We start from the raw sequence: 26,754 nt of genomic DNA on the forward strand, positions 1-26,754 counted from the left end.
GCCCGTGTGGAATTTCCTGCCGTATAATGACCGACAGGCGTGTCAATCCGAGTAAAACGTGATCGGGGAGTGTCGAGATGGAGAAGGCAGGGATTCGCAAACGAATCAGGTGGCTGCTCCTCGCGGGATTCGCCGGCGTCGCGATCGGCTATGCCATGTGGATGTTTCCCACGTCTGCCCAGGTTGAGACGGGGCAAACGGCGGAGGGGCACCATTTGAAATTCCGCACGCACGGCGAGCAGCTTCAGATGTACAAAGACAGCGCGTGGAAACCCTACTTCGTCAAAGGGATCAACTTGGGGGCTTCCCTGCCGGGGCACTATCCTGGCGAGCTGCCGATCCAAAAGGAAGACTACGAACGCTGGTTCGGCATGATGCACGAATTGGGTGTCAGAGCCGTGCGGATCTACACCATCCATCAGCCGGTCTTCTACGAGGCACTGGTGGAGTTCAACCGGAAGCACGCCGATGATCCGCTCTACCTGATTCAGGGAATCTGGTCGCCGGAAGAAGCGCTGATCGAAAAGAAGGACGCGTTTTTGCCGGAGATCAAGACCGAGTTTCGCCAGGAGATCGAATACGCCGTCGGAGCGGTGTACGGGGACATCGAGATTCCCGAGCGGCAGGGCAAAGCAAGCGGTACATACACGGCCAATGCCGGTCCGTACCTGTTGGGCTGGCATGTGGGCACCGAGTGGGACCCGGAAATGGTGAGCCAGACAAACCGGGTGCGCAAACAGGAACCGATGTATCACGGGCGTCATTTTCAGGCCGCTCCCGCAGCCACGCCGTTTGAAAGCTGGCTGGCGGAGATGCTGGATTATACGGCGCAGCTGGAGGCCAAACGGGGCTGGCAGCATCCGGTGACATTTACCAACTGGGTCACCACCGATCCGCTCTCCCATCCGGGCGAGCCGATCATTCACGAGGACATGGTCAGTGTCGATCCGACGCATATCCGGACCGTCAACTGGGAGGCGGGCTTCTTCGCCGCCTATCACGTCTATCCGTATTATCCCGACTTTTTCCGCTTTGATCCGGCGTTGAGGACGGTGAAAAACGAGCGCGGCGAGGTCGATCCGTACAAAGCCTACCTCAGGCAGTTGAAATCCCACCACAGGGGGATGCCTGTCGTGGTTACCGAATTTGGCGTTCCCTCTTCCTTGGGAGTCGCGCACCTCGGCCCCTTGGGGCGCGACCAGGGCGGACACGACGAGCGCGAGCAAGGACGCATCAATGCGGAACTGCTTCAGGAGATATACGCCGAGGGGTATTCGGGCGCCATTCTGTTCGCCTGGCAGGACGAATGGTTCAAACGGACGTGGAACACCATGCGGTTCGAGATCCCGGAAGACCGGCGCGCCTACTGGAAAAACGAACTGACCAACGAATCGTTCTTCGGACTGTTGGCGATGGACGCCGGCAAGGAGGATGATCTGGTCATCGACGGGAAGGCGGACGATTGGGACAGGCTGCCGGCGGAGGAAAAGCGCAGGATTCCGGCACACATGCCCGGATTCCGCGACATCTGGATGACGCATGACGAAGCGTACGTCTACCTGCTGGCCCGGTTGGACGGTGCGTTCCAGCCGGAGAAGGAAACGGTGTACATCGGCTTTGACACCATTCCGGGCGGCAACCGGCAGTCCGGCGAACTTCCCGGACTGTCGCTGGACGAAGGCCTGGAGGCGCTCGCGGTGTTGGGAACCGAGCAGGAAAGCCAGGTCAAACTGGCGGCCCAGTACGATTTTCACCGCCGACTGTACGGGGAGCGGTTCGGGATGATCAACGTCCCGGAGGAGGAGCGCCGAGACAATTCCGGCCTGTTTACGCCGGTGAAGCTGGCGGTCAGCCTGGAGATGTCGCCCCCGGATACGAAGCAGGTCCATCCGTTTGAGGAGGTGGTGGTAGGAAAGCTGCGTCGGGGGACGACCGCTGTAGGAAAAGAAGGCTACAGCTCGCAGGCACACTGGCAGGTCAACGGTGAGTGGTTGGAAGTGCGCATTCCCTGGATGCTGCTGGGATTTACCGATCCGAGCACGAAACACGTCCTGAGCTATGGAGACGGCAAAACCAAGTCGTTTACCGCCGTCGCAACCGAAGGGATTCGCATCATTGCCCTGCGGGGGGAAAAAGCGTCCGGACGGCTCCGCGGAGTGGGCGACACCGTTGTGCCGCTCTCGACATGGGAGCGGTATACCTGGCGGGATTGGGAGCAGCCGCAGTTTTCGGAACGAAAAAAGGAGAGCTATTCGATCTACCAGAAAGCGCTGCAGACCATTCCGGCCTACCGCTAGTGGTCAAGTCAGAGGAGAGGAGAGGAGTGCGAGAAGCATGTTTCAACATCTGCAGATCGCATACGGGTTTATCTGCGTCGCATCCGCACTGATTGTCAGCGGGGTGGTCCTCCTGCTCGTGATCAAGTGGCGAAACCTGCGAATGGCCCGCATGAAAGACGAAGCACGAAAAAAGCAGCAGGACTATGTGGCGTACGTCATCGCCCATCTCGATGCGGACGAGGAGTTGAAACTCCCGGTCGGTCCGCTCGGCAAGTGGGACCTGGCCGTGCTGGAAGAGCAGTTGATCGAGCTGGCCGAGCGCGTCAAAGGAAAGCACCGCGAGCGTCTGGCCGAGCTGTTTGAACGGCTGGGGCTGCCGGAAAAAGAACTGGCCCGTCTCACCCGTTCGTTTGGCGTAAACCGCTTGGACGCCGCCTACAAACTGGGGGCGATGGGCTGCAGCCAGGCCGCTCCCGCGCTGTTGTCGGTCCTGAAAACGGAGCGGGACGAACCGGGGCGCTTTATCATCGCCCGAGCGATCGCCCGCTGCGCCCGGGATACGGCGGACCTGCGCGAAATGGTCGCGCACATGGTCGCCCTTTCTCCGGAATCGCCCCGGCTTTTGGCCGAGATCCTGAGCGAGTCGGCTGTCGATCCCGCGCCGCTGATGCGGGAGTGGATCGAACATTCCGATTGGCGGCTGGTGCTGGTTGCGATGGCCGGGATGCCGTCCACGGCTGACCGGGAGCTGATCGGCAGCTTGTGGAAGCTGATCGGCGCGGACGAGAAAGAGGTCCGCATCAACGCGGCCAAGCTGCTGCTCCGGACGGGCGATTGGGTGACGCCGAAGCAGGTGGAATCACTCATCAAGCACCCGGATTGGGAGATCAGATCGCTCACGGCCAAGTCGATCGGCAGATGGGCGGACGACAGCTATGTGCCGCTGCTCAGCCGGTCCATTGACGACGAGAACTGGTGGGTGCGGTACAATGCCGCCCGCAGCCTGGCCAAACTGGGCGACGACGGATTCCGTGCCCTGTGCGAGATCGCCTCGCAGGCGAAGCAAAAAGAAATCGCCGACCTGGCCATGCAAAACATCCAGGACGCGCTCCGCGACGAGAGCGCCGGCAGCGGTCAGGCTGGTGCCGCGGGAGCCAAAACCAAGCATGCCATGTACCACTCTTATTTCAACACGCAGCGGGCGGGCCATATGACGGGATAGGCGTGGAGTACTTCCCCGAGAAGGGAGATTGCAGCACGAACAACTTCCGTGACAGAAGGACAGCTTCATCGGAAGGTCTACGATTGAGGTTTTCTTCGGAGGGAAAGGAGGAATTATGCGCGATCTGTTGCTGGGTTACGGGTTGTTTGCCATGTACTACGTCTTGGTGGTCAACTCGATTTACCTGCTGATTACCATCTTCTCGCATCTGAACATCTCGTCGATCATGAAGCGATCCCGGTTTACCCGCTACCAGTCACTTGCCGGATCGGAGCGGGTGCCGCCCGTCTCCATCCTGGTGCCGGCGTACAACGAGGAGCTGACGATTATCGAGAACGTTCGTTCCCTGCTGGCTCTGCATTATCCGCAGTACGAAGTGATCGTGATCAACGACGGGTCCAAGGACGAGACGCTGCAGGTGCTGATCCGCGAGTTCGGATTGATCCGGCAGCCGCACGCCCGGATCCGCAACGTGGTGCATTCGTCGCCCGTCAACGGGATTTATCACAACCCGCAGTACCCGCAGCTCTATGTCATCGACAAGGAAAACGGCGGCAAGGCGGACTCGCTCAACGCAGGCATCAACTTGTCCCACTATCCGCTGATCGCGTCGATTGATGCCGATTCCTTGCTGGAAAAAGACGCGCTCATCCGGATGGCGCAGGTGTACATGGAAAATCCGGAAGAGACCGTCGCCATCGGCGGCAACGTGCGCATCGCCAACGGCTGCCTGATCGAGGACGGCATCGTCAAGGAAGTGAAACTGCCCGACAAACTGCTGCCGATGTTTCAGACCATCGAATACATGAAGGCCTTTCTCGGCGGCCGGATTGGATGGAGCTCGATCAACGGGCTGATCATCGTGTCGGGGGCGTTCGGCCTCTTCCGCAAAGACTGCGTGATCAAAGTGGGCGGCTACCGCGAAGGGTACCCCGGCGAGGATATGAACATCATCATCAAGCTGCACAAGTACATGCTGGAGAACAAGCAAAAGTACCGTGTCGCCTTTTGTCCCGATGCCGTCTGTTGGACGCAGGCGCCGGACACGTTCCGCATCTTGAGCAGCCAGCGGAAGCGCTGGGGCCGGGGCAACCTGAAAAACATGCTGGAATACCGGCACATGCTGTTCAACCCGAAGTACAAGGTGATGGGCCTGTTGACCATGCCGTACAACGTGCTGTTTGAAACGCTGAATCCCTATTTCAAGCTGACCGGGCTGCTCGCACTGATGGGATACAGTTGGATGGACATGACCCATGCCCACATCGTGCTGGTCTTTATGGCGATCAACCTCTTGTTCGGCTACATGCTCACCGTCAGCGCGATTTTGCTGGAAGAGCGGGCGTTCCGCCGCTATCCGAAAATGAGCGACCTCGCCAAACTGTTGGGGTACGGGTTCCTGATGTTTTTCGGGTACTACCAATTGGGAGCGATTTGGCGCCTCCTCGGTCACATTGAGTTTTTCCGCAAGAACAACACGTGGGGTGTCATGACGCGGCAGAGCTGGAAAGTAGAGACGCGACAATCGTGACGCATCTGCAAAGGAGTGGAGAAGATGCCTACAAGCGGTAACCAACGTGTGGCAGAGTCCCGGTTTGCCGAAAAGCTGTCGTATTTTCTGCGGTACTACGAGGCCAGCAACCTGGCGTGCGGTCTGATTGCCGCCCGATGCGAACCAGACGGCGACCCGGAATGGGCCGGGCTGCAGCAGTTGATCCAGGAGCGCGATCCCCAGCGGGCCGTCCAGGTGTTTTACGACGAGCAGTCGAAGGTGCTGTTCCTCTTGCTGGACGGCACGTCGCTGGCCGATACGCACTATCTGGCGCTGCAGGTCAAGGAGAGGCTGCGCGATCGCCACCGGCTGCAGGGGCACGTCTGCATCGCCAGCTTTCCCGAAAGCGGCGAATCGTTCGAGGCGTTGTATCAGGAAGTGATCCGGCGGCTGGACCGTGAGGCCGGCGCCGCTGACGGCTTGCAGTTTGTCGTGTGCCAGCCGTCCGTGCGGCCTCACCGCCTGCTGTTGATCGAGAGCGACCCCGTCGTCAGGCAGCTCCTGGCGGTTCGGTTCGCTCGCAGCGGGTACGACGTGCATACCGCGAAGGACGGCGCAGAGGGGATGGAAAAGTACCTGCAGCTGCGTCCCGACCTCGTGATCACGGAACTGACGCTGCCGGTGATGAACGGGTACCAGGTGATCGATTGGCTTCGCGAGCAGCAGGAACCTGACGCGCGATGCAAAATCGTGGTGCTGACGGACAAACGTCTGGAGGATGACATGACCAAATGCTTCCAAAAAGGCGTTGCCGACTATATCACCAAACCGTTTTCCCCCATTGAGCTGGACTGGCGCATCAAGCGTTTGCTGGTCTCCTAGACATACAAAAAAACCGGAGGGATGCCAAGTGGACAGATTTACGGCATTGCAGCAAAAAATTGAAAACAAAACAGCAAAAGTCGGTGTCATCGGATTGGGCTATGTCGGCCTACCGCTTGCCGTCGAGATCGCGAGACACGGGTTCACCGTGTTTGGCATCGATCTGGATCTGAAAAAAATCGAGACGCTGCAGCGGGGAGAGTCGTACATTCGCGACGTACCTGCCGAGTCAGTCCGCCCGTTGGTGGAGGAAGGCCGATTGATCGCCACCGCCGATTACCGCGTATTGAAGGAGTTGGACGCGATCAGCATTTGCGTGCCGACGCCGCTGAGTGAGAATCAGGACCCGGACACGTCCTACATTTCCCGGGTCGTTGACCAGATCAAACACTACGTCCAGAACGGACCGCTGATCACCCTGGAAAGCACCACCTATCCCGGCACCACCGAAGAGCTGATTCAGTGGGAGCTGGAAAAAATGGGCTACCGTGTGGGAACCGACTTTTTCCTGTGCTTCTCGCCGGAGCGGGTGGATCCCGGCAACAGCCGTTTCCAAACCACCAATACGCCGAAGGTCATCGGTGGTACGACCGAGAAATGCCTGGCGCTGGGTGTCCAGTTGTACAGCAACTTCATCGAACACATCGTTCCCGTTTCGTCGACGAAAGTGGCGGAAATGTCGAAGCTGCTGGAAAACACCTTCCGCAGCGTGAACATCGCCTTCATCAACGAGATGGCGCTGATGTGCGAACGGATGGGCATCGACGTGTGGGAGGTCATCAAGGCGTCCTCGACCAAACCGTTCGGATTCATGCCGTTCTATCCCGGCCCGGGCATCGGCGGCCATTGCATTCCGCTGGACCCGATGTACCTGTCGTGGAAGGCGAAAGGGTACCGCTTCTTCAGCAAGTTTATCGACCTGGCCCAATCGATCAACAACGGCATGCCGGATTACGTCGTCTACAAGGCGTCGATCATTCTCAACCGATACGCCAAATCGCTGCGCAACTCGCGCGTCCTGCTGCTGGGAATGGCGTACAAACCGGACATCGACGACCTGCGCGAATCTCCGGGATTGCAGGTGTACGAACTGTTCAAGGACGCAGGGGCGCTGGTCGACTACTACGATCCGCACGCCCACACGTTCAAGGACAAACACGGGCGTGAAGTGAAGAGCGTCGAGTACGACATCCGTGAGTGGAAAAAGTACGACATCATGGTGCTGATCACCAACCACAGCGCGTTTAATTACCGCGAACTGGCCGACCTGGGTGTCGCCATTCTGGATACGCGCAACGCTTTTGACGGCATTCATGCTCCGCATTTATACAAACTGGGCACGTCCATTGCGCCCGTGGAGGCGAAGGAGCCGTCCATGGCGATCTAGTCCTTCGCCGCTTTCCACGAGGCGTAATCGTGGATGGCATGGCCCCCATACGAGGCAAACGGCCGCAGATGCGCGTCAGTTATGGACAACTGGCGCTGCATCTCGGCCTTTCCTTTTTCCGCGAAACTTACCTTGTCGCCTTCGTCCGTGGCGTTGATGCTGACGCCGACCAGCACGGTCTTGTTCCAAGCGGCGGCGGTTTTCAGTTCACTTCGGACATGCGCCAGGATGCCGTCGTCTTCAACCGCCTTGTTGCGGTATGCCATCAGTGTGACGTGATCAAACTGCCGGATCATCCACGAGCTGAGCTGCCCGGAGGGAGTCTCGCCGGGGACCGCGGGAACGTCATCCAGCCAGAAGGGCAGATCGGCCCCCGCGACCAGATCGCTGCGCTCCTTGATCTGCGCGACGATGCGCTCGGTATTTTCCTTCCATTCGCGGATCACCCGGTCGCGGTCGGTTTTCCACTGCGGAAGCAGGTAAGGCTCGATGTCGAGGTGGATGCCGGTGAAGCTTTCGCTTCTCAGTACGGCATCGTTGTATCGCCGCACCCAATCGACAAACGACTGCAGTTCGTCATAGCGATGCAGAAACGCCCACTCGGGTTGGCCGTTCAGGGCGTGCACGTCGATGCCGCGCGACCGCGCCTTTCGAATGAAGTGCCGGTAGTGGTCGACGGAGACGTCGGACGGCTTTACCTGCAGGTAGAGCAGATTCACACCGTTTTTCTGCAAAAACGAGAGGATCTCGTCCGGTTCGGTCGCGATCCGGCGCGCGTCCCACAGCCACGTCGCCTTGATCAGGCGGCGATCGTCCGTTTGGATCTCAACCGGTGCGGGAGCATGGGACAGCACGGGAAAAACGAACGGCAGGATGAGGATCGTACTTACGGCAGCGATCCACATGCCGCGCGACGAGGGACGAAACAGTTTCATAACGGCTTCCTCCTGAATGGAATTACTCAGCATAGTTGTACCACAGGTGGGACGGAAAAAAACAAAGCGAAAAGTCTTATTTTTGCTCCTGTTTTTTGCGTGGACGGCAGGCCGGACAAGGACTCGGCCCGTTCGACCCACACCGGCCGCCGGGGTTTTGTGACAAATAAAAAAACGGCAGGGCTTGTGCAAGCCTTGCCGTTTGTCTTGTTCGCGCTACTCGACCCATTCGGTCAGGTAGCGCTTCACTCCGTAAAAGGGGTAGAGCTTGTGCATGTTTTCCACTTTTTCGTAACGGACTTCGTTTCCGTTGGCGTGGACGATGAGGCCGTTGCCCATGTAGAGGGCGACGTGGGAGACGCGCCCTTTGTTCAGCGAGTCGTAGAAGAGCAAATCGCCCGGCATGGCCTGTTCCAGGGGAACGGCTTGTCCACCGGCAAACTGTTCTTCCGACGTGCGCGGCAGCGTGACGCCGAGCTGGTGAAAGACGTAGGCGGTAAAGCCGCTGCAGTCAAATCCGTCCGGCGTCGTTCCCCCAAACACGTAAGGGGTCTTCAGCAGCGGCTGGACAATCGCCTGCAGACGTTCCGCGCCGCGGGTATCAGTGGAAAAAACGGGGAGCGAAGCCGAAGGAGCCGGGGCGGCGGTGTCGCTCAGAAACGAGGAGAAGACATAGGCTTCCGTCGACCCGTAGGCGATTTTGCTCCATTCAGCGCCAGGCTCCAGGATCTGTACGACGGCTCCGAAGGGCAGTTTTCCCACAATCGCGCCGTCGAGGGAAGGCGTTTGACGCACGTTCAGCACATCCGCCGCAACCGTCATGCTCCGGCTGCCCGCAATGTCCGGCGGACGGACGCTGGCATCGCTGCCGGAGGCCGGCGGAACGTCAGACGGCTGTGGGGCTGGCGTTTCGGCGCGGGCCGTTTCGGGCATCGGCAGGTTCAGCTTCTGCCCGATCGCCAGGCGGTCGGACGTCAAGCTGTTCGTCTTCATCAGCGCCTGCACGGTCGTCCGGTGTTCCCGCGCGATTTTGCTCAAGGTGTCTCCGGCCGCCACGACATAGACGGAGGGAGACTCCTGCGCGGCTGCCGGGATCGCCGCTGCCGGCGTCAGGGCCAGGAAGGAGAGGATGGTGAAAAATCGTGCAGTTGGTTTCATCGTCGTTCGTCTCCATCATTCAGCATTTTCCGCGAGTCTCTATGGTAAATTGTAGCGGAATTTGCCTGGTAAATCTATGAAAAATTTTTTCAAAGATCGGCAAAAAAAGTGCTTGCTTTTATCCTTTCGAGCGTGCTATATTACAAGAGTCGCTGCACGATGAGAAACAGCAAATGGCAGAGCACACGGAGCTGTGGTGAAGCTGGAGTTCACGCCGGTCTGTCACACCGGAGGTCGCGGGTTCGAGTCCCGTCAGCTCCGCCATCTTTTCCAATAATACGTTCACGTACGGCGACGCCGGTGTAGCTCAATTGGTAGAGCACCTGACTTGTAATCAGGGGGGTGTGGGTTCGATTCCTATCGCCGGCACCACACCATGTACATGCGGTCATGGCGGAATTGGCAGACGCGCTAGATTCAGGTTCTAGTGGTGGCAACACCGTGGAGGTTCAAGTCCTCTTGACCGCACCAACCTTTTTCCCGCATACGTGAGCAGGCCATCGCACGGGACGCTCAACCCGGGACAAATTACTCGATTGAAATTGTGAATACCGGCATTACACATCGTATCATGCGGTCGTGGCGGAATTGGCAGACGCGCTAGATTCAGGTTCTAGTGGTGGCAACACCGTGGAGGTTCAAGTCCTCTCGACCGCACCAAACCCATCCCGGACAAGGTGGCGAATGGCACCAGATCAAGTACCGCCGTACGGTTTGAGCATCGCCTTGCCAAGATGAAGAGTGCGGGCGGAAAACCCTGCGTACGCTTCACAACGGATACGAGATACGGCAAAGCCCAAGCGAAATGCGCTTGGGCTTTTTTGATGCGTTCCGGGTGGTCCAAACAGCCGTGGACGCTGTGTGAACGGTCGGGTCATGCCATGGTGACAAAGAAGAGCTGCCGGTCGGATGGTTCCCGTGTATTGACACCCGCTGGCGAATGACGTACATTTTGTTTACTTATCATTAGTCGACTAACTAAAGGAGAGGAAAGCAGCGTGGATTTTCACTACGCCGACGCGTTGACGCATCTGATGGGACACGTGGTCAAACTCTACCGGCACAACGTCGATTTGTTGCTGCAGGATTATGACGTGTACCCCGGCCAACCCCCTCTCCTGCTGCGGCTCGCTGAGACGGACGGACAAATGCAGAAGGAACTGGCCCGCCGCATCCACGTAAAACCGGCCACGCTCACCGTGATGATCAACCGGATGCAAAAGGCGGGGCTTGTCGAACGCAGGCCGGACCCTCACGATCAGCGCGTGGCGAGAGTCTACCTTACCGAGAAGGGGAGGCGCGCAGCCGACGCGGTAAAGGAAGCGCTGCGCACAATCGAGAGCAGGTGCCTTGAGCACTTCAGCCTGGAGGAAGAGCTGTTGTTCCGCCGCTTGCTGAAGCAGATGCTCGACGATTTGGAAGCCTTCCGCAACGAAATCGGCAAATAATTAGCCGACAAAATAAATCAAACAGGCTGGCTTTCGCAGCGGGTACGGGTGCCGCGCGACATTGGCATGCGCACCCTGATGCTGCCGGGCCAAATCCGCCAGGAAAGGTTTGAATGTCTTCATGAACGATCTGCAAGACGCCGTGGTAGCCGCTTCGCCGACAGCTTCGCGAACACGCAGGATATGGATGGTGATCGTCCTTGGGGCGCTGTCCGCGTTCGGACCGCTTTCCCTCGACATGTACCTGCCCGGTCTGCCGATGCTGGCCGACGATTTGCACACCAGTACCTCGGTGGCACAGCTAAGCCTGACGGCCTGCCTGCTCGGGCTGTCGCTGGGACAGGTGGTGGCCGGTCCGCTGAGCGATGTACGCGGCCGCCGCCTGCCGCTGATGGCGGGACTGGTCGTCTATGCCGCCGCCTCATTTTTGTGTGCGGCTGCTCCCTCCATCTGGGCGTTGATCCTGCTGCGCTTTCTCCAGGGAGCGGCGGGAGCGGCCGGGATCGTGATTTCCCGCGCGGTCGCCCGGGACCTTTACGCGGGTACGGAACTGACCAGGTTTTTTTCGCTGTTGATGCTGGTCAACGGGGCCGCGCCGATTCTGGCCCCGATTGCCGGCGGCCAACTGCTGCGCGTGACCTCCTGGCACGGGGTGTTCACGGTCCTCGGTCTCATCGGCGTGGTGATGGTGCTGGTCGTTCGTTTCGGCCTGCCTGAGACGCTGCCGGCCGAACGCCGCTCCAAAGGCGGGGTGAAGAACACCCTGCTCACGTTTGGAAGCCTCGTCAGAGACCGCGGCTTTATGGGGTACGCGCTGACGCAGGGACTTGTGACCGCCGCCATGTTTGCCTATATTGCCGGCTCTCCCTTTGTGCTGCAAAACATCTACGGCGTTACCCCGCAGATGTTCAGCCTCGTTTTTGCCATGAACGGGTTGGGCATCATCATCGCCGGTCAGGTCACCGGGAGATTGGCCGGTCGGGTAAGCGAATCCAGGCTGCTGGTCACCGGGCTGGGCCTCGCTTCGCTGGGCGGCCTTTCCTTACTCGTCGTGTTCATCGTGGGAGCGGGGCTGCCGGCCGTCCTGCCGCCCTTGTTTCTCGTCGTCTCCAGTGTCGGGATCGTCTCCACGACCTGCTTTTCGCTGGCGATGCAGCGTCAAGGGGGATCGGCAGGGAGCGCCTCGGCGCTGTTGGGACTGCTCTCGTTTATCGCCGGCGGCATCGCGGCTCCGCTGGTCGGCCTCGGGGGAAGCGGCACGGCCGCGCCGATGGGCATCGTGATTGCGGCGGCCGAGATCGGGGCGCTCCTCTGCTATGCGGTGCTGATCCACCGCCGGAAAGCGGCTGCCTTGGATCGCGGCAGCAGCTAACATAACATATCCACTTACGAAAAATCACCGGCTTACAAAAAGGTTGTGGATCGTGTACAATAACCTCAGGTGGACAGAAGGGAGTTTTTCATCATGATGATCGAAATCTTTCAGGACACGATCTGCCCGTGGTGCCGCATCGGCAAAAAACATCTGTTTGACGCGATTCGGCAGTGGGACGGCGAGCCGGTGACGATCCGTTACCGCGCGTACCAGCTCAATCCGGATACGCCCAAAGCGGGCCTGCCGTTTTGGGAGACGATGGCGGCGATGAAAGGCGGACGCGACGTCGTGCAGCGCATGGTGCAGCACGCCGCCAACGCGGGTGAGGCGGCAGGCGTTCCGTTTCGTTTTGACCGGGTGGAGATGTGGCCCAATACCCATGCGTCCCATACGCTGATCAAGCTGGCGCCGCCTGAACGGGCGACCGACCTGGTGGACGCGGTTTTCCGGGCGTACTTTGAGGAAGGAAAAGACATCGGCAGCCTGGACGTGCTTGCCGCAATCGCCGCCGAGCAGGGGATGGATCCTGAATGGGTCCGCAGCCAGCTCGCGTCCGACGCCAAACGGGAGGAGATTGCCGAAGACCTGGCGTACGCCCGCGAGTTGAACATCACCGGCGTGCCGTTTTTCATCATCGACGGCAAACTGGCGCTGTCTGGCGCCCATCCGGCGGAAAACTTCCTCAAAGCGTTCCGTCAGGCGGCCGGCACGTCGGCACACCGGTAACGATCCAGCAAAGCGCTGCAGCCTGTCCCAAAGCAGCCGGCTGTGCCAGCGGGAAATGGAGGCAAACTGTTTTCCTCGAAAACGAATAAACGATACCAGAACGGGAGCGCAGTCGATCCGACGGCCGCCTCCCGTTTTTTGTTTTGGGGCGAGCGCCTCTGACCATACTGTATGACGAGGAGGTGCCGTCATGTTTGTGGAAGTGCGGCAAGAACGGGAACATGTCAGCATTCATGTGATGGGGGAGGAGCTGGTCCGGCATCCGGACGGCTTTTTTCTGCTCCCGGGGCGGCTGGTCGCGGCGTTGGAACCTGCCGATCTGCCGGCGGACATCCGCTTCGTCATGGAGGACCGCCTGCCTTCCGGGCGCGGTTTCTACCGGGAGGATCGCGTCGTGTTTCAGCGCGACCGCGACCCCGCCCGCCTGGTGGTGGAAGTCACCTCGCAATACGATCCGCAGGCGTGGGACGGCTTTTTTCCCCTCCCCGACACGCTTCGGGCACGGCAGAGTGTCGTCGCCGGCCGACGGGATCTGCAGGTGACGGCTCACGAACTGGACGCAGCGGCGGGAATGCTCTATTACCGGTTTTACTGGCCGGCCGGCGGGGGGCGCGATCTGGAATGCGTGCTGGATTCGCTGTGCGACACCGTCTGCGGCCTGGAGGCTGAGGGCAATGCCCGGCTCTGGTACGGAGCCGGATGGGGAAGCGGGGAAACGCAGTAGCTGTCCGACCAAAAATTGGCGTGATATAGTAAGGAGGAGAAGCCAGCACCAAAAGACAAAAAGGAGCGAAGAGGACATGGAACAGATCCGCAACATTTATTGCGTAGGGCGCAACTACCGTCTGCATGCTGCCGAACTGGGCAATGACGTGCCGGAGTTTCCGATGCTGTTCGGCAAGCCGACGCATGCGCTCGCTGCCGCAAACGGGCAGGAGCTGGAGCTTCCGGGCAGCCGCGGAGAGCTGCACTACGAGGCCGAACTGGTGATCCGCATCGCCCGTCCGTACGAACCGGGCCTGACGCTGGAGGAGATGGTGGATCGGATTGCCCTGGGGATTGACTTCACACTGCGGGATGTGCAGAGCGAACTGAAAAAGAAGGGACATCCCTGGCTGTTGGCCAAAGGATTCCGCAATTCCGCCGTCTTGACGGCGTTTCGGCCGTTTCCGGGGCTGGCGGCTTGTCACGCCACCGATTTTTCGCTGCAAAAAAACGGGGAAGAAGTCCAGCGGGGAAACATCCGCGACGTCATCTTTGACCTGATGACAATCATTCGCTACACGCACGAGCATTTTGGCGTGGGCGAAGGAGACGTGATTTACACGGGGACGCCGGCCGGTGTCGGTCCGGTGGCGGACGGCGACCGCTTCGCGCTGCTGTGGGGCGGCGAAACATGGGGGAGCTTTACGGCCAAGCTGGTGTAATATTGTGACATTGTGACAACCATGCAGCCATCTTTCTGCCTGTCTGTGGCAAAAGATGGCTGTTTTGCTGGTGCGAAAGGGCCCTGCCCAAATTTGGTTGTCCAACATGAAAAGCGGTGTGCGGCGCTGTCATTTCAAGCGATGTGCAGCCGGTTCCATGGTCCCGAATTCCGCATTGGAAAATTTTAAGGGCTTATCTGCCTGTTTCCTCCTGCGTTACCCTGTCCATGTACCCCTTGACCGGGATCACATCATGACAAGGAGGAAAAGAGGATGGCGAAACGAGATTGGATGATGAAATCGACGATCGGCGTCTTGCTGAGTACGTCCCTGTTGCTGGGTGGTCAGGTCGGACAAGCGGCAGCGTATTCGCAAGATTCCGCCACGTCCGAAACGATTGCGCAGACTGCCAAATCACTGATCGGAAAAGATTACCAATACAGAGCGGAAGGACCGGATTCGTTTGGTTCCGCGCAGTTGGCGACCTATGTGTACGGACAGGCGGGTATGCGCATCGCCAATACGATGGCGGACCTGTATCGCGGCGGAACCGCAGTGGGCAGGGATGAACTGCAGGCGGGCGACCTGCTCTTCTTCTCGTCCAGCGGCAGCGGACAGCCGACGTTCATGGGCATTTACGTCGGAGACGGCCAGTTCGTCTATTCGTCCCAACGCGAGGATCAGGTCGTTCTCAAACCTCTCTCCGATTACGACGGCAAGTTTCTGGGGGCCCGCCGCTATGTCGAGACGGCGTCGGCCGCACCGACAGCGTCGGGCAGTAACGAGAGTGTGAGCAGCATCGCGGACCAGATCATCCGCATCGGCGAAAAGTACCTGGGGACGCCGTACAAGTTCGGTTCCAGCAAAAACACGACCCAGACGTTTGACTGTTCGTCGTTTACCCAGCGCGTGTTCAAGGAAGCGGGCATTACCCTGCCCCGCGATTCCCGCCAGCAGTCGACCGTCGGCAAAACCGTGTCCAAGAGCCAACTGAAAAAAGGAGATCTCATCTTCATGCGCAGCTCCGGCAGCAGTTCGAACCGGATCACGCACGTGGCAATTTACGCGGGGGACGGAAAAATCCTGCACACCTACGGCAAGCCGGGTGTCACGTACTCCACGTTCTTTGGCACCAATTGGGAAAAACGCGTCGTCACGATCAAACGCGTCATTCCGGAATAACGAGTGGACAGGCTTGGCTCTCGCGCGGCGGCGCGGGAGCTTTTTTCTCTTTCCAGGGAGATCGTTGGCCACAAAAAAGTCGAATGATTTACCAAAGAGGGAAAATTGAAAAAACGGAGAACATACCCTATATACCTGATGGAATGGGGGAATGTTCATGCAGCTTCAAATGCCGGAGCGTTACAATTTTGCCGCTCAGGTGGACGAGTGGGCCAACCGCCACCCGGACAAGCCGGCCGTGTGGGAAGTTACCGGTGACGGTCAGGAAAGCGTCGTCTCGTACGGCGAACTGCGCCGTTTTTCCAACCGGATCGCCAACGGATTGCAGTCGCTCGGGATTTCCCGGGGGGACAAGGTCCTGGTGCTCGTCCCGCGAGGCAAGGAAGCGTACGGGCTGTACCTGGGGCTGCTCAAGCTGGGGGCGGTGATCATCCCCGGTTCCGAGATGCTGCGCGGCAGAGATATCGAATACCGCGTCAATCACGCGCCGGCCAAGGCCGTGATCGGCTTTGACGGCATCGTGGAGGAAGTGGACGGGATTCGCGGCCAATGTCCGTCGCTGCAAGCCTTTCTCACCATCGGCGGGGCGCGCGAAGGCTGGATTGCCCTGACTGAACTTTTGGGCGAGCAATCCGATGAATTCGTCTGCGCCGATACGCGTTCGGACGAGCTGGCCTTTTTGTCGTACACGTCGGGCACCACCGGCGGTCCCAAGGGCGTGATGCACGTGCACGGCTGGCCGTATGCCCACCTGGAAGTCGCCGGCAAGCTGTGGCTGGATGTGCGTGAAGAGGACCTCGTATGGGCGACCGCCGGACCCGGCTGGGCCAAATGGGTGTGGAGCCCGTTCGTCTCCACGCTGGGCATGGGCGCGACCGCATTCGTGTACAAGGGACGCTTCGACCCGCTCGCGTATCTCGCGCTGATGCAGCAGTACCCCATTACCGTCCTCTGTGCCACGCCGACCGAGTATCGGCTGATGGCCAAAGTCTCCGGTCTGGAACAATACAAGCTGCAGGCGCTGCGCACGGCATGCTCCGCCGGCGAACCGCTCAACCGGGAAGTGATCGACACCTTCCGCCGTGTCTTTTCCATCACCGTGCGCGACGGATACGGCCAGACGGAAAACACGCTCCTGATCGGGACGTTTGCCGGCATGGATCCCAAGCCCGGCTCGATGGGCCGCCCCTCTCCCGTCGTCCGCGTGGCCATCGTCGACGAAGAGGGGAACGAGCTGCCCCAGGGCGAAGTGGGGGACATCGCCATCGACCGCGGGATGATCGCCCTGTTCAAGGGCTATCTGAACGATCCGGAGCGCACGGCCCGGGCGTTTCGCGGCAATTGGTACGTCACCGGCGACCAGGGACGCATGGACGAGGACGGCTACATCTGGTTCGAAGGCCGCTCCGACGACATCATCATCTCCGGCGGATACACGATCGGTCCGTTTGAAGTGGAGGACGCCCTGGTCAAACATCCGGCGGTGGCGGAATGCGCCGCTGTCGCCAGTCCGGACCCCGAACGGGGCCACGTCGTCAAGGCGTTCGTCGTGCTGAAACAGGGAGCCGCGCCGTCCGATGCGCTGGTCAGCGAGCTGCAGGAACATGTCAAGAAACTGACCGCCCCCTATAAATACCCACGCAAGATCGAATTCGTCGCGGACCTGCCCAAGACCACGTCCGGCAAAATCCGCCGCGTCGAGCTTCGGCAGAGGGAAAGCAACCAGATGCGCACGTGACAGCGGCCGCACATCCATCCACCCGCAGCAGGTCCGAAAGCCAGCATGGCCGGACCTGTTTTGCGTTGTTGCGTTTGTTCATGGATCGGCGATTTCCGACGCCCATGCCGGAATGGGCGCCAAACCGGCAAACGGCAGATTACGAAATTGTAAGGTTTCTGTAAGCGGAATCGATGGGAAGCAGGGACCGCCCCCCGTAGAATGAAGGGGAAGCAAGCAGAAGGGGGCGACCATGATGAATCGGCTTTCCCTGTCGACTGCGGACACCCCACCGTTTTCCTGCCGACAACGAAGCGATCGCGTCCGTTTCCTGGCCGCTTGGAAAAAATGGGTGGCCGCGCTGGCCCTGGTCGTCATCTGCGCGACGTACCTGGGGCCGCTCCTGCTGTCGTTTGTGGGGAGGGTCTGGATCGACGACGACCGGTTGAATCAACTGCACGCCGGCACCGCCGCCGGCTACGTCCGCATCGACGAGATGCCGGACTACGTCTGGAAGGCGTTTGTCGCCATCGAGGACCACCGCTTCATGCAGCACGACGGCGTCGATCCGGTGGCCCTGGCGCGGGCGCTCTGGGTTGACCTGCAGGCAGGTGCCTATGTGCAGGGGGGCAGCACGATCACGATGCAGCTCGCCCGCAATCTGTTTTTGTCCCACGATAAGACGCTCCTGCGCAAGCTGAAGGAGATCGCCGTCGCCGCCGAGTTGGAGCGGCGCTACAGCAAGCGGGACCTGCTGGAGATGTACCTCAACGTGATCTACTTCGGCCAGGGCCGTTACGGGATCGGCAGTGCGGCCGACCTGTACTTTGGCAAAGGCGGCGAAAAGGGAATCCGAACGCTCACCGTGGGAGAGGCCGCCCTCTTGGCGTCGCTGCCCAAGGCGCCGGAAGCGTACTCCCCGCTCAAGCATTGGGAGAAGGCCAGGCAGCGTCAGCAGGTTGTGCTGGAGCGGATGGCCGCCCTGCACATGATCAGCGAAACGGAGAAGAACAAGGCCGTTTCCGAACCCATCTCGCTGAACAGGCGGGCGCAGTCTGCCGCTTACTGAGAATGGGGGCCATCTGCATAACGCCGTAGACCGGGGACGTTTCCCGGCTTTTTTTATGTAGGAGCCCCGGGGGGTTCGTCCATCGGATCGTGCGCCTCTTTCGGTTCGGGGGAGACGGCGCCCACCGTGCGGGTCGTCCGGTTGACGGCTTCGCTCAAGGCATCCTCCAGCACATGGGCGTACTGCATCGTCGTTTCCAGCTTGGAGTGGCCCAACTGCGCCTGAAGCTGGTGCGGATCGGGGTTAAGCCGGAGGAACTGAGTGGCAAAACTGTGCCGCAGCTTGTGAACGGACAGGTCGGGTATGCCGAACGCCTGGGCGTATTTCTTCACCAGCTTCTGCACGGAGCGCACCTCGATCCGGTGGCCGTGCGGTTTGGTGGGAGAGACGGCGAGAAACACCGCCTGTTCCCCCTCGGCCGGGCGATACTTGCTCCTCACCTGCAGGTAGCGCTGCAGGTGCTCCTTTCCCCAGTCGCTGAAAAACGGCGCGTCTTCCTTTTTCCCTTTGCGCACCATTTTGAGCTGGTTTTTTTCCAGCACCACGTCCGACAGGTTGAGGTTGACGATTTCCGAAACGCGAAACCCGCCGGACAGAATCAGGGCGATGATCGCCGCGTCCCGATCGCGGTTCTGGTAATGGTACTGTTGTTTTTTGGTGGTCGTGCAGTGGGCCAGATACCCGTTGTAGACAAAGTCGACGAACTGGTGAATCTCCCCGTCGATCAAAATCTTGGCGCGCATGGCGTGAGCGCGGGCGAGCGGCGTGAGTTCATCCGCCTCCACCTCGATTTTGGCCATGACGTTGCGGGTGAGGTAGGATTCGCCGTTTTCGTCTTCCGCCAACGATGCCAAATAGTGGAACAGCGACTTCAGGCTGGAGATCTTTCGCTTGATCGTCTGGTCGCTGTACTCCCGGCGGGAGCTGCGCGTGGGCTTGTCCAGCAGGGCGGCCCGCTCGTAGAGGTGGGATTCCTGCAGGTAGAGGATGTAGCTCTCCACGGTCTCCTTTTTCAAGTCGTTCAGCGCTTGCAGCGGAATCTCCTTCATCTCCGCCGCGTCGGTCAAGCCCTCGGCCATCATCCAGCGAAAAAAGAAGGCGAAGTCGCGCAAATACCCCAACAGCGTGGAAGGGGAGTGTTTTTTCGCTTTCTTGTGCTCCACAAACTTTTCCACGTACCAGGGAAACGAAGGGATGGTCTGCAGGAGCTGCAGAGCGTCACGCTGTTTGGTCACGGACATGTTCACACCACCATTCTCTACTTCAATGTTGCCAAGACCAATGATACCGAACATATATTCTAGCAAAAAGGCGAATGGTTGAGAATCCGCCTTTTTGCTAGACTGTAACCGAACAGGAAGAGGGGTCGCCTGGTACGCGCGGGCGGACACAGCAAGGAACGGGGAGATGGACATGAAGCGGATCTGGATGAAACTGGCGCTGGCGTTCATGGCGGTCGGGGCGAGCGGCATACTGATGTCCGCCCTGTTTTCCATAAAAGAAATGGAGATTCATTTTTCCATGTACGTGGACGAAGTGCGGGAACAGCAGCACCGCGACCTCGTCGCCGCCGCCAGGGAAGCCTACAGCATGGACAACGGATGGGGAAAGAGCGCGGATGTTCAGTTGGACGCCGTCTCCCGCGTCCTGGGCGTGGAGGTGCTGCTGTACGACCGTGAACAGCGCCTGATCAAACGCTACGGCAACCATCCGTCGTTTCGGCAGGCCGACGCGGTGGAAAAACTGCCCGTGACGTTGGACGGACACGTCGTCGGCTATCTCGGCGTCCGCCGCTATGAGGAGTCTCCGATGCGCGGCGTGGAGGCCCATTTCCGTCAGGCGCACGCAAGCGCCATGTTGTGGACGATGCTGGTCCTGCTGGGCCTGGTCGTGCTGGTCAGCGTCAGCGTGGCCCGGACGATGACCAGACCGCTCGTGCGCATCAGCCGGGCGGCGCTGGATGCGGCGAGAGGGAAGCTGTCCGTGCGCGTGCCGCCGTTGCGGGGAAACGACGAACTGGCCGACCTGGTCGACTCGTTTAACCACCTGATCGCCAGTCTGGAGCGGCAGGAAGAACTGCGCAAACGGCTCACGTCCGACATCGCCCACGAGCTGCGGACGCCGCTCAATACCCTGCTGGCGCAGACGGAAGGCATGATCGACGGCGTTTGGGAAGCGTCGCCGGAGCACCTGGAAGCGACGCGGGCCGAAGTGCTGCGGCTCATCCGGCTGGTCAGCGATCTGGATCAGGCGATCCGGGCGGAGTCGGGCGTTTTGGAGATGGAGAGCAGACCGCTGGACCTGAGCGACGTGGCGGAAACGACCGCCGATTCGATGAGCGCTGCGTTTGCGAAAAAAGGGGTGGCGCTGGAGAAGCGCCTGAGGACTCGGGCGATGATCGCAGGCGACCGGCAGCGGCTGGGCCAGGTGTTTGCCAACCTGCTGTCTAATGCCCTGAAGCATACGCCGCCGGGGGGACGGGTGAGCATCGAGGTACACAAGACCGGAGATGACGTCCATGCCGTCGTGAAGGACAGCGGCAGCGGGATTTCGGCTGAGGACCTGCCGCATGTGTTCGAACGCTTTTACCGGGGAGACCGCTCCCGCAACCGCGAACGGGGCGGCGCGGGTCTGGGGCTGACGATCGTGAAAGGCATCGTCGAAGCCCATCGGGGCGAGATCCGCATCGACAGCGAACCGGGGGCGGGGACGACGGTGACGATTCGCTTTCCGGCCTTGCCCCATGCGGATCGCGGGGGTGACGGGCAGGACAGCGAATCAAACGGGAACGGAAGAGCGTGAAGGGGATGGCCGCCTGGGCGCTGAAGTGTGTTTGCCAATCGTAGTGCGCCAGGTCGCAGCGGAAACCGCAGCCCGATTCGGCAGCAGCCGGTCGGGGCAGCGGTTTTTTGCTTGCCCGAAAAGACTAAATGTGCCGCGGGCAGGGAATGGTAAGCATACTGCACCGACATGATACCGCTTTCTTTGTTGTCTTTGCCATATGGACATTTTGTGAAAACGATGATATGTTTGTAGGAAAGAGTATTGATTTATTGCTTTTTTCAAACGGATGATACGTCTTTTCCACGAGGACATTTGTACATCGGATTGCGACTTTTCTGGAGAAATCGGATGGTCCGTCGCGGAAAGGTGATTTGGTCGGGAGGGATCTATCTTGGCAAGCAAAGTGTTGGAACAGTTTCTTCACGAGAATTTGGCCGACTTGAAAAGCAAAGGGTTGTACAACGTGATCGACCCCCTGCAAAGCGCAAACGGCCCCGTCATTACCATCGCCGGAAAAGAACTGATCAACCTGTCGTCCAACAACTATCTGGGGTTGGCCACGGACCAGCGCTTGATCGACGCCGCGGTCAAGGCGGCCCAAACGTACGGCGTCGGCGCAGGTGCGGTGCGGACGATCAACGGCACGCTGGAACTGCACGTCCGGCTGGAAGAAAAGCTGGCCGCTTTCAAGCACACGGAAGCCGCCATCGCCTATCAATCCGGTTTTAACTGCAACATGGCCGCAATCTCCGCCGTCATGGACAAGGACGACGCGATCCTGTCCGACGAACTGAACCACGCGTCCATTATTGACGGCTGCCGGCTGTCCAAGGCGCAGATCATCCGGTTCAACCACTCCGACATCGACGACCTGCGGGCCAAGGCCAAGGAAGCGAAAGAATCGGGCAAATACAAAAAGATCATGGTGATCACCGACGGTGTCTTCTCCATGGACGGCGATATTGCCAAGCTGCCGGAAATCGTCGAGGTGGCGGAAGAGTTCGACCTGATCACCTACGTCGACGACGCGCACGGATCCGGGGTTCTCGGCAACGGCGCGGGCACGGTCAAGCATTTCGGCCTGTCGGATAAGATCGACTTCCAGATCGGGACGCTCTCCAAGGCGATCGGCGTGGTCGGCGGATACGTGGCGGGCCGCAAGGAACTGATCGACTGGCTGAAGGTGCGCTCTCGACCGTTCCTGTTCTCCACGGCGCTGACGCCGGCAGACGTGGCGGCCTGCATCGCTGCCATCGACATCCTGCAAAACAGCACGGAACTGCAGGAGCGCCTGTGGGAAAACGGCAACTACCTGAAGAACGGCCTGAAAGCGCTGGGCTTCGACATCGGGCACAGCGAGACGCCGATCACCCCCTGCATCATCGGCGACGAACAGCAGACCCAGGAATTCAGCAGACGGCTGTATGAAGCGGGCGTCTACGCGAAAGCGATCGTCTTCCCGACGGTGCCGAGAGGAACGGGGCGGGTGCGCAACATGCCGACGGCCGCCCACACGAAAGAAATGCTTGACCGCGCGTTGGACATCTACGAAAAAGTGGGCAAGGAAATGGGGATTTTGCAATGAAGAGGATACTGATTACCGGGGCCCTGGGACAAATCGGCTCCGAACTCACCATGAAACTGCGCGACGTCTACGGAGCAGACAACGTCATCGCCACCGACATCCGACAGCCGGAAGACAACCCGGTGGTGCAGTCCGGCCCGTTCGCCATCCTGGACGTGATGGATGCCAAGGCCATGTTTGAGCTGGCCCGCACGCACAAGGTGGATACGATCATCCACCTGGCCGCGCTGCTCTCCGCCACGGCGGAGGCCAAGCCGCTCCTGGCCTGGAACCTCAACATGGGCGGGCTGGTCAACGCGCTGGAGGTGGCCCGCGAGCTGAACTGCCAGTTCTTTACGCCCAGCTCCATCGGCGCGTTCGGCCCGACCACGCCGAAAGACAACACGCCGCAGGACACCATTCAACGGCCGACGACCATGTACGGCGTGAACAAGGTGTCCGGCGAGCTGCTGTGCGACTACTACTTCCACAAGTTTGGCGTCGACACCCGCGGCGTCCGTTTTCCCGGACTGATCTCGTACGTCACGCCGCCGGGCGGGGGCACGACCGACTACGCGGTGGAGATTTACTACGAAGCGATCCGACGCGGCTCCTATACCTCCTACATCGCCAAGGGGACGTACATGGACATGATGTACATGCCGGACGCGTTGAACGCGATCATTGCGCTGATGGAGGCCGATCCGGCCAAATTGAAGCACCGCAACGCGTTTAACGTCACGGCGATGAGCGTGGAGCCGGAACAGATCGCCGCCGCGATCCGCAAGCACATGCCCGAATTTACGCTGGACTATCAGGTAGACCCGGTGCGCCAGGCGATCGCGGAAAGTTGGCCCAACTCCATCGACGCGTCCGCTGCCCGGGAAGAGTGGGGCTTCAAGACGGAGTACGATCTGGAGAAGATGACCGAAGACATGCTGGCCAAGCTGCGCGGCAAGCTGCTTCAGGAAATCGGCTGAGCGAGCGGCGTGGGCGTGTGGTCGCGACGAGCTGCATGACGAGTGGATGTTTGCAGTGGGATACGGCCATCTGCCTCATTGCCTGACGGAGAAAGAAAAAAGGACAATCTTTCCGATAAAAAACAGCGGCTGTCCGATTCACGGACAGCCGCTTTTCCTGCTGCTTGCTTTTCGTTCACCAATATCTTTCTACCGTACAGTACCCTTTGCCGTTACAAGCGGACCTTTTCTCTGACCTGCTGCAGGGTAAACGCGTTGGACACCGCTGTCCAGATATCCGGCACCGGCGCCCCTACGTACCAAAACGCGAACCCGGCCACCGGCCAGTTCAGACTGGTCTCCAGTTTTCGTCCGATGGAACGGCTCTCTTCCATCCAGATGGAGTGTGAAACGCCGTTTTTTCGATAGCTGGCCCGGTACTGACCGAGCGATGGGTCCCAGCGGACGCTCGCTCCGCTGCTGCTGGCCAGCCGGTAGGACTCGGGAATCGTCAGGTCGGTGGAGAGCCATTTTCCGTTCGCCTGATACCAATCCCGCGTGTAGAGCGGCAGACCCACGATCAGCTTCCCGGCCGGGACCCGTCCAATCAGTCCGGAGATGCTGTCGGCCAGCCACGGCAGGGAGGAGACGGAACCGGCTTTCGGACCGCCGCTCCAATGCTCTTCGTACGCCATCAGCACCAGGTAATCGGCATGTTGGGACAATGCCGCATAGTCGTAGGGATCGCTCCAGTCACTGCGCAAATCGCGCGGCACGTCGACGGAGACGACCGCTCCCTTTGCATGCAGGGCGGCCGAGAGTTCGCGGACAAACGCGGTGAAGACGTCCCGGTCATCCGCATACATGCTCTCAAAGTCGACGTTGATCCCGTCCAGTTGGTACTTCTCGACGAGCGCGGCCAGCTTGTCCACGATGGCGTCCCGCTTGGCCGGGGCCGACAGGGCCTCGTGTGTCGCCTTCGCGTCAAAGCGGTTGCCGAACAGCGCCCACACCCGCTTCCCTTTTTCGTGTGCCCACTGGACGAGGGCAGGATCGGCGGAATCGGATACGGACCCGTCCGGATCCAGAAAGAACCAGCGGGGAGAGAGCGTGTTGACCTCCGAGCCGTTCACCAGTTGGAGAAACTCCTGGGTGGTCGTCTGGTACTGCCAGCCGAGAACGACCGGAGGCTTGGCCGGCTGTTTGTCCAGACGCGTCAGCACCCGATGCAGGATGACGGCTGTCTCTTCCCTGCTGAGCGGGTCAGTGGGGCGGAAGTACCCCGCGTAGCCGACCAGCAGCTCGGTCTTGAGCGCTTCGCTGACGTACGGTTTGGCCCACGCCGATATCCGGGAGGAATCGGCGACGGGGAGGCTCGCCGTCCCGTTCGGCTTTGTGCCCAACGCCCGCATGATGATGACGGCCGCTTCCTGGCGGGTGAGCGTCCGATTCGGCGCGAAGGTTGTCACGCTGGTGCCGCTGACGATGCCCAAGGCGGCGGAAGCCTGCACGTCGCCGTAGGCCCAGGCGTATTTCGGCACGTCCGAGTAGGCCTGAATCTGGCTGGAGACGGGGCGGATTCCCAGCGTGCGGTTCAACATGGCGACGAACTCCGCCCGTTTGACAGGCTGTTTGGGGTGGAAATAGCCGTCGGGATCGCCGACAATCACGCCGGCCTGAACCAGCGACAGGATCTGCTCTTCCGCATAGCTGTCGGAAATGTCCCGCAGCGGCATGGTTTTGGCTGTCGACGCGGGTACCGCGACGGTCAGGAACAGGAGGGAAACGATCCACAGAAAAGATAGACATGTCATATGTACGTTTGTTTTTCGCATAGATGTACTCTCTCAAATTGTCAATGTTTTTGCGCGAGACCAGTCACATCCAGTGTAAAGGGAACCATTCGCACTTTCATCGCTTAATTTCTGGAAGCGGAATGAAATCATGGAAATTCGATGCACATTCCGGTCTTTTCTCTGTGAACGGGTATGGTATCATGGAAATACGCCTGCCAGAACGTGAGGAAGGAAAAGGAAGGAACGAGGATATGGAACAGGTGATCATCATCGGAGCCGGACCGTGCGGATTGGCGGCGGCGGTGGAATGCAAGCGGGCGGGGATCGACCCGCTGCTGATCGAAAAAGGGCCGCTGGTCAATTCCATCTACCGGTATCCGACGTACATGATTTTTCACAGCACGCCGGAGCTGCTGGAGATCGGCGACATTCCGTTTACCACGGCCAATGAAAAGCCGACCAGACTGGAAGCGCTCAACTACTACCGGTTGGTGGCGTCCCGAAACGACCTGCGCGTCCGCTGCTACGAGACCGTGACGGCGGCGGAGCGGACGGAGGGCGGATTCCGGCTGACGACCGTCGACCGGTTTCAGGCGGTGAAGACGTATGAGTGCCGCCGCTTGATCATCGCCACCGGCTATTTTGACAACCCCAACCGGTTGGGCGTACCGGGCGAGGATCTGCCAAAAGTCTCGTCGTTTTACAAGGAAGCCCACCCGTATAGCGGGATGAAAGTGGCGGTCGTCGGCGGCAACAACTCGGCGGTGGACGCCGCCCTGGAGCTGGAGCGGGCGGGAGCCGACGTGACCGTGATTTGCCGCAAGCCGCAGCTGTCCGACCACGTCAAGGCGTGGACGCGCCCCGTGTTTGAAAGCATGGTGCAGAAAGGGCGGATTCGCATTCTCTACGAAGCGACCGTGCAGGCCATCACGGAGCGGGAAGTGCTGGTGCGGCAAGGGGAAAACACGCTCACGCTGGAAAACGACTTCATCTTCTCGCTGATCGGGTTTCGGCCCGACCGGTCGCTGCTGCACGCCCTGGGAGGGAAGACCGACCCCGAAAGCGGCGTGCCCGTACACGATCCCGAGACGATGGAGACCAATGTTCCCGGTCTCTACATCGCCGGCGTGATCGCCTCCGGCCACCACGCCAACGCCATCTTCATCGAGAACGGCCGCTTTCACGGCAAGCTGATCGCCCGCCACCTGGCCGGTCAGCTCCGATCCGAGGGGTGAGCAAAAAAAAGACAACGCGCCCTTGCAGCGATGGTCATAGCCCCGTCAAGTAGACAGTAAAAAAAGAGGAATCACCTAAGCGGCGATCGCTTCTCGATATTCAACCGGGGAGAGGTC

At 59.9% G+C, this 26,754-nt stretch carries 21 protein-coding genes and 4 tRNA genes; 21 read left to right on the forward strand and 4 right to left on the reverse strand.

Going from position 1 to position 26,754, the window contains the following annotated elements:
• Nucleotides 1-77: 77 nt before the first annotated feature.
• The 5 genes from FOI68_RS02510 (at nucleotide 78) to FOI68_RS02530 (ending at nucleotide 7,262) form a co-directional block, all read left to right on the forward strand.
• The gene (locus FOI68_RS02510; protein ID WP_143862217.1) at nucleotides 78-2,297 is read left to right on the forward strand and encodes a hypothetical protein; all 2,220 of its coding nucleotides are present in this window, start codon (nucleotides 78-80) and stop codon (nucleotides 2,295-2,297) included.
• Between the two features lie 37 nt (nucleotides 2,298-2,334).
• Entirely contained in the window at nucleotides 2,335-3,501 is a 1,167-nt protein-coding gene (locus tag FOI68_RS02515) for a HEAT repeat domain-containing protein (protein ID WP_143862218.1), read from the forward strand.
• A gap of 115 nt (nucleotides 3,502-3,616) precedes the next feature.
• A complete protein-coding gene (locus tag FOI68_RS02520; protein ID WP_143862219.1) occupies nucleotides 3,617-5,032 on the forward strand; it encodes a glycosyltransferase family 2 protein in 1,416 nt (471 codons plus the stop codon).
• A 24-nt stretch (nucleotides 5,033-5,056) separates the two neighbouring features.
• Entirely contained in the window at nucleotides 5,057-5,875 is an 819-nt protein-coding gene (locus FOI68_RS02525) for a response regulator transcription factor (protein ID WP_081656545.1), read from the forward strand.
• Between the two features lie 28 nt (nucleotides 5,876-5,903).
• Nucleotides 5,904-7,262, forward strand: a complete 1,359-nt coding sequence (locus FOI68_RS02530; RefSeq protein ID WP_029099715.1) for a nucleotide sugar dehydrogenase — start codon at nucleotides 5,904-5,906, stop codon at nucleotides 7,260-7,262.
• Here the strand turns inward: FOI68_RS02530 and FOI68_RS02535 are convergent.
• On the reverse strand, nucleotides 7,259-8,197 hold the full coding sequence (locus FOI68_RS02535; RefSeq protein ID WP_143862220.1) for a hypothetical protein: 939 nt from the start codon (nucleotides 8,195-8,197) through the stop codon (nucleotides 7,259-7,261). The genes FOI68_RS02530 and FOI68_RS02535 overlap by 4 nt on opposite strands.
• 216 nt (nucleotides 8,198-8,413) lie before the next feature.
• Entirely contained in the window at nucleotides 8,414-9,355 is a 942-nt protein-coding gene (locus FOI68_RS02540) for a C40 family peptidase (protein ID WP_143862221.1), read from the reverse strand.
• Between the two features lie 187 nt (nucleotides 9,356-9,542).
• Here FOI68_RS02540 and FOI68_RS02545 point away from each other — a divergent pair.
• The 12 genes from FOI68_RS02545 (at nucleotide 9,543) to FOI68_RS02600 (ending at nucleotide 18,299) form a co-directional block, all read left to right on the forward strand.
• Nucleotides 9,543-9,619: transfer RNA gene (locus FOI68_RS02545), tRNA-Asp, on the forward strand.
• Between the two features lie 32 nt (nucleotides 9,620-9,651).
• Nucleotides 9,652-9,727, forward strand: a tRNA-Thr gene (locus tag FOI68_RS02550).
• Nucleotides 9,728-9,739: 12 nt separating this feature from the next.
• A tRNA-Leu gene (locus tag FOI68_RS02555) sits at nucleotides 9,740-9,826 on the forward strand.
• Between the two features lie 102 nt (nucleotides 9,827-9,928).
• Nucleotides 9,929-10,015 (forward strand) — tRNA-Leu (locus FOI68_RS02560).
• 338 nt (nucleotides 10,016-10,353) lie between these two features.
• Nucleotides 10,354-10,803: a MarR family winged helix-turn-helix transcriptional regulator gene (locus tag FOI68_RS02565; protein WP_143862222.1), complete on the forward strand. Its 450-nt coding sequence runs from the start codon at nucleotides 10,354-10,356 to the stop codon at nucleotides 10,801-10,803.
• A gap of 121 nt (nucleotides 10,804-10,924) precedes the next feature.
• Nucleotides 10,925-12,175, forward strand: coding sequence for a multidrug effflux MFS transporter (locus FOI68_RS02570; protein WP_143862223.1), 1,251 nt, complete (start codon nucleotides 10,925-10,927; stop codon nucleotides 12,173-12,175).
• A 93-nt stretch (nucleotides 12,176-12,268) separates the two neighbouring features.
• The gene (locus FOI68_RS02575) at nucleotides 12,269-12,904 is read left to right on the forward strand and encodes a DsbA family oxidoreductase (RefSeq protein WP_035297682.1); all 636 of its coding nucleotides are present in this window, start codon (nucleotides 12,269-12,271) and stop codon (nucleotides 12,902-12,904) included.
• 190 nt (nucleotides 12,905-13,094) lie between these two features.
• Complete coding sequence (locus FOI68_RS02580; protein WP_143862224.1) at nucleotides 13,095-13,628, forward strand: hypothetical protein; 534 nt, start codon at nucleotides 13,095-13,097, stop codon at nucleotides 13,626-13,628.
• 76 nt (nucleotides 13,629-13,704) lie between these two features.
• Nucleotides 13,705-14,331: a fumarylacetoacetate hydrolase family protein gene (locus FOI68_RS02585; RefSeq protein ID WP_029099722.1), complete on the forward strand. Its 627-nt coding sequence runs from the start codon at nucleotides 13,705-13,707 to the stop codon at nucleotides 14,329-14,331.
• A gap of 273 nt (nucleotides 14,332-14,604) precedes the next feature.
• Nucleotides 14,605-15,513, forward strand: a complete 909-nt coding sequence (locus FOI68_RS02590) for a C40 family peptidase (RefSeq protein ID WP_143862225.1) — start codon at nucleotides 14,605-14,607, stop codon at nucleotides 15,511-15,513.
• 157 nt (nucleotides 15,514-15,670) lie between these two features.
• Nucleotides 15,671-17,251, forward strand: coding sequence for an acetate--CoA ligase (locus tag FOI68_RS02595; RefSeq protein ID WP_029099724.1), 1,581 nt, complete (start codon nucleotides 15,671-15,673; stop codon nucleotides 17,249-17,251).
• Nucleotides 17,252-17,483: 232 nt separating this feature from the next.
• Complete coding sequence (locus FOI68_RS02600; RefSeq protein ID WP_255433322.1) at nucleotides 17,484-18,299, forward strand: transglycosylase domain-containing protein; 816 nt, start codon at nucleotides 17,484-17,486, stop codon at nucleotides 18,297-18,299.
• Nucleotides 18,300-18,352: 53 nt separating this feature from the next.
• Here the strand turns inward: FOI68_RS02600 and xerS are convergent, their stop codons facing one another.
• Nucleotides 18,353-19,540 carry a tyrosine recombinase XerS gene (xerS, locus tag FOI68_RS02605; protein WP_143862226.1) on the reverse strand — a complete coding sequence of 396 codons (1,188 nt, stop codon included), beginning with the start codon at nucleotides 19,538-19,540 and terminating at the stop codon, nucleotides 18,353-18,355.
• Between the two features lie 172 nt (nucleotides 19,541-19,712).
• Here xerS and FOI68_RS02610 point away from each other — a divergent pair, with 172 nt between their 5' ends.
• From FOI68_RS02610 to FOI68_RS02620, 3 genes are all read left to right on the forward strand, one after another.
• Complete coding sequence (locus tag FOI68_RS02610) at nucleotides 19,713-21,101, forward strand: HAMP domain-containing sensor histidine kinase (RefSeq protein WP_143862227.1); 1,389 nt, start codon at nucleotides 19,713-19,715, stop codon at nucleotides 21,099-21,101.
• A 373-nt stretch (nucleotides 21,102-21,474) separates the two neighbouring features.
• The gene (locus tag FOI68_RS02615) at nucleotides 21,475-22,668 is read left to right on the forward strand and encodes a glycine C-acetyltransferase (RefSeq protein WP_143862228.1); all 1,194 of its coding nucleotides are present in this window, start codon (nucleotides 21,475-21,477) and stop codon (nucleotides 22,666-22,668) included.
• Nucleotides 22,665-23,627: an L-threonine 3-dehydrogenase gene (locus tag FOI68_RS02620; RefSeq protein WP_143862229.1), complete on the forward strand. Its 963-nt coding sequence runs from the start codon at nucleotides 22,665-22,667 to the stop codon at nucleotides 23,625-23,627. Before FOI68_RS02615 ends, FOI68_RS02620 begins: the two co-directional genes overlap by 4 nt.
• Before the next feature lie 212 nt (nucleotides 23,628-23,839).
• On the opposite strand, the gene FOI68_RS02625 is transcribed toward FOI68_RS02620, so the two are convergent.
• Nucleotides 23,840-25,441, reverse strand: a complete 1,602-nt coding sequence (locus tag FOI68_RS02625; RefSeq protein ID WP_143862230.1) for an S-layer homology domain-containing protein — start codon at nucleotides 25,439-25,441, stop codon at nucleotides 23,840-23,842.
• 212 nt (nucleotides 25,442-25,653) lie between these two features.
• On the opposite strand from FOI68_RS02625, the gene FOI68_RS02630 reads away from it, so the two are divergent.
• Nucleotides 25,654-26,637: a YpdA family putative bacillithiol disulfide reductase gene (locus tag FOI68_RS02630; RefSeq protein WP_143862231.1), complete on the forward strand. Its 984-nt coding sequence runs from the start codon at nucleotides 25,654-25,656 to the stop codon at nucleotides 26,635-26,637.
• Nucleotides 26,638-26,754 lie beyond the last annotated feature (117 nt).

This window comes from Brevibacillus sp. LEMMJ03 (assembly GCF_007197875.1).
Taxonomy (GTDB): Bacteria; Bacillota; Bacilli; order Brevibacillales; family Brevibacillaceae; genus Brevibacillus; species Brevibacillus thermoruber.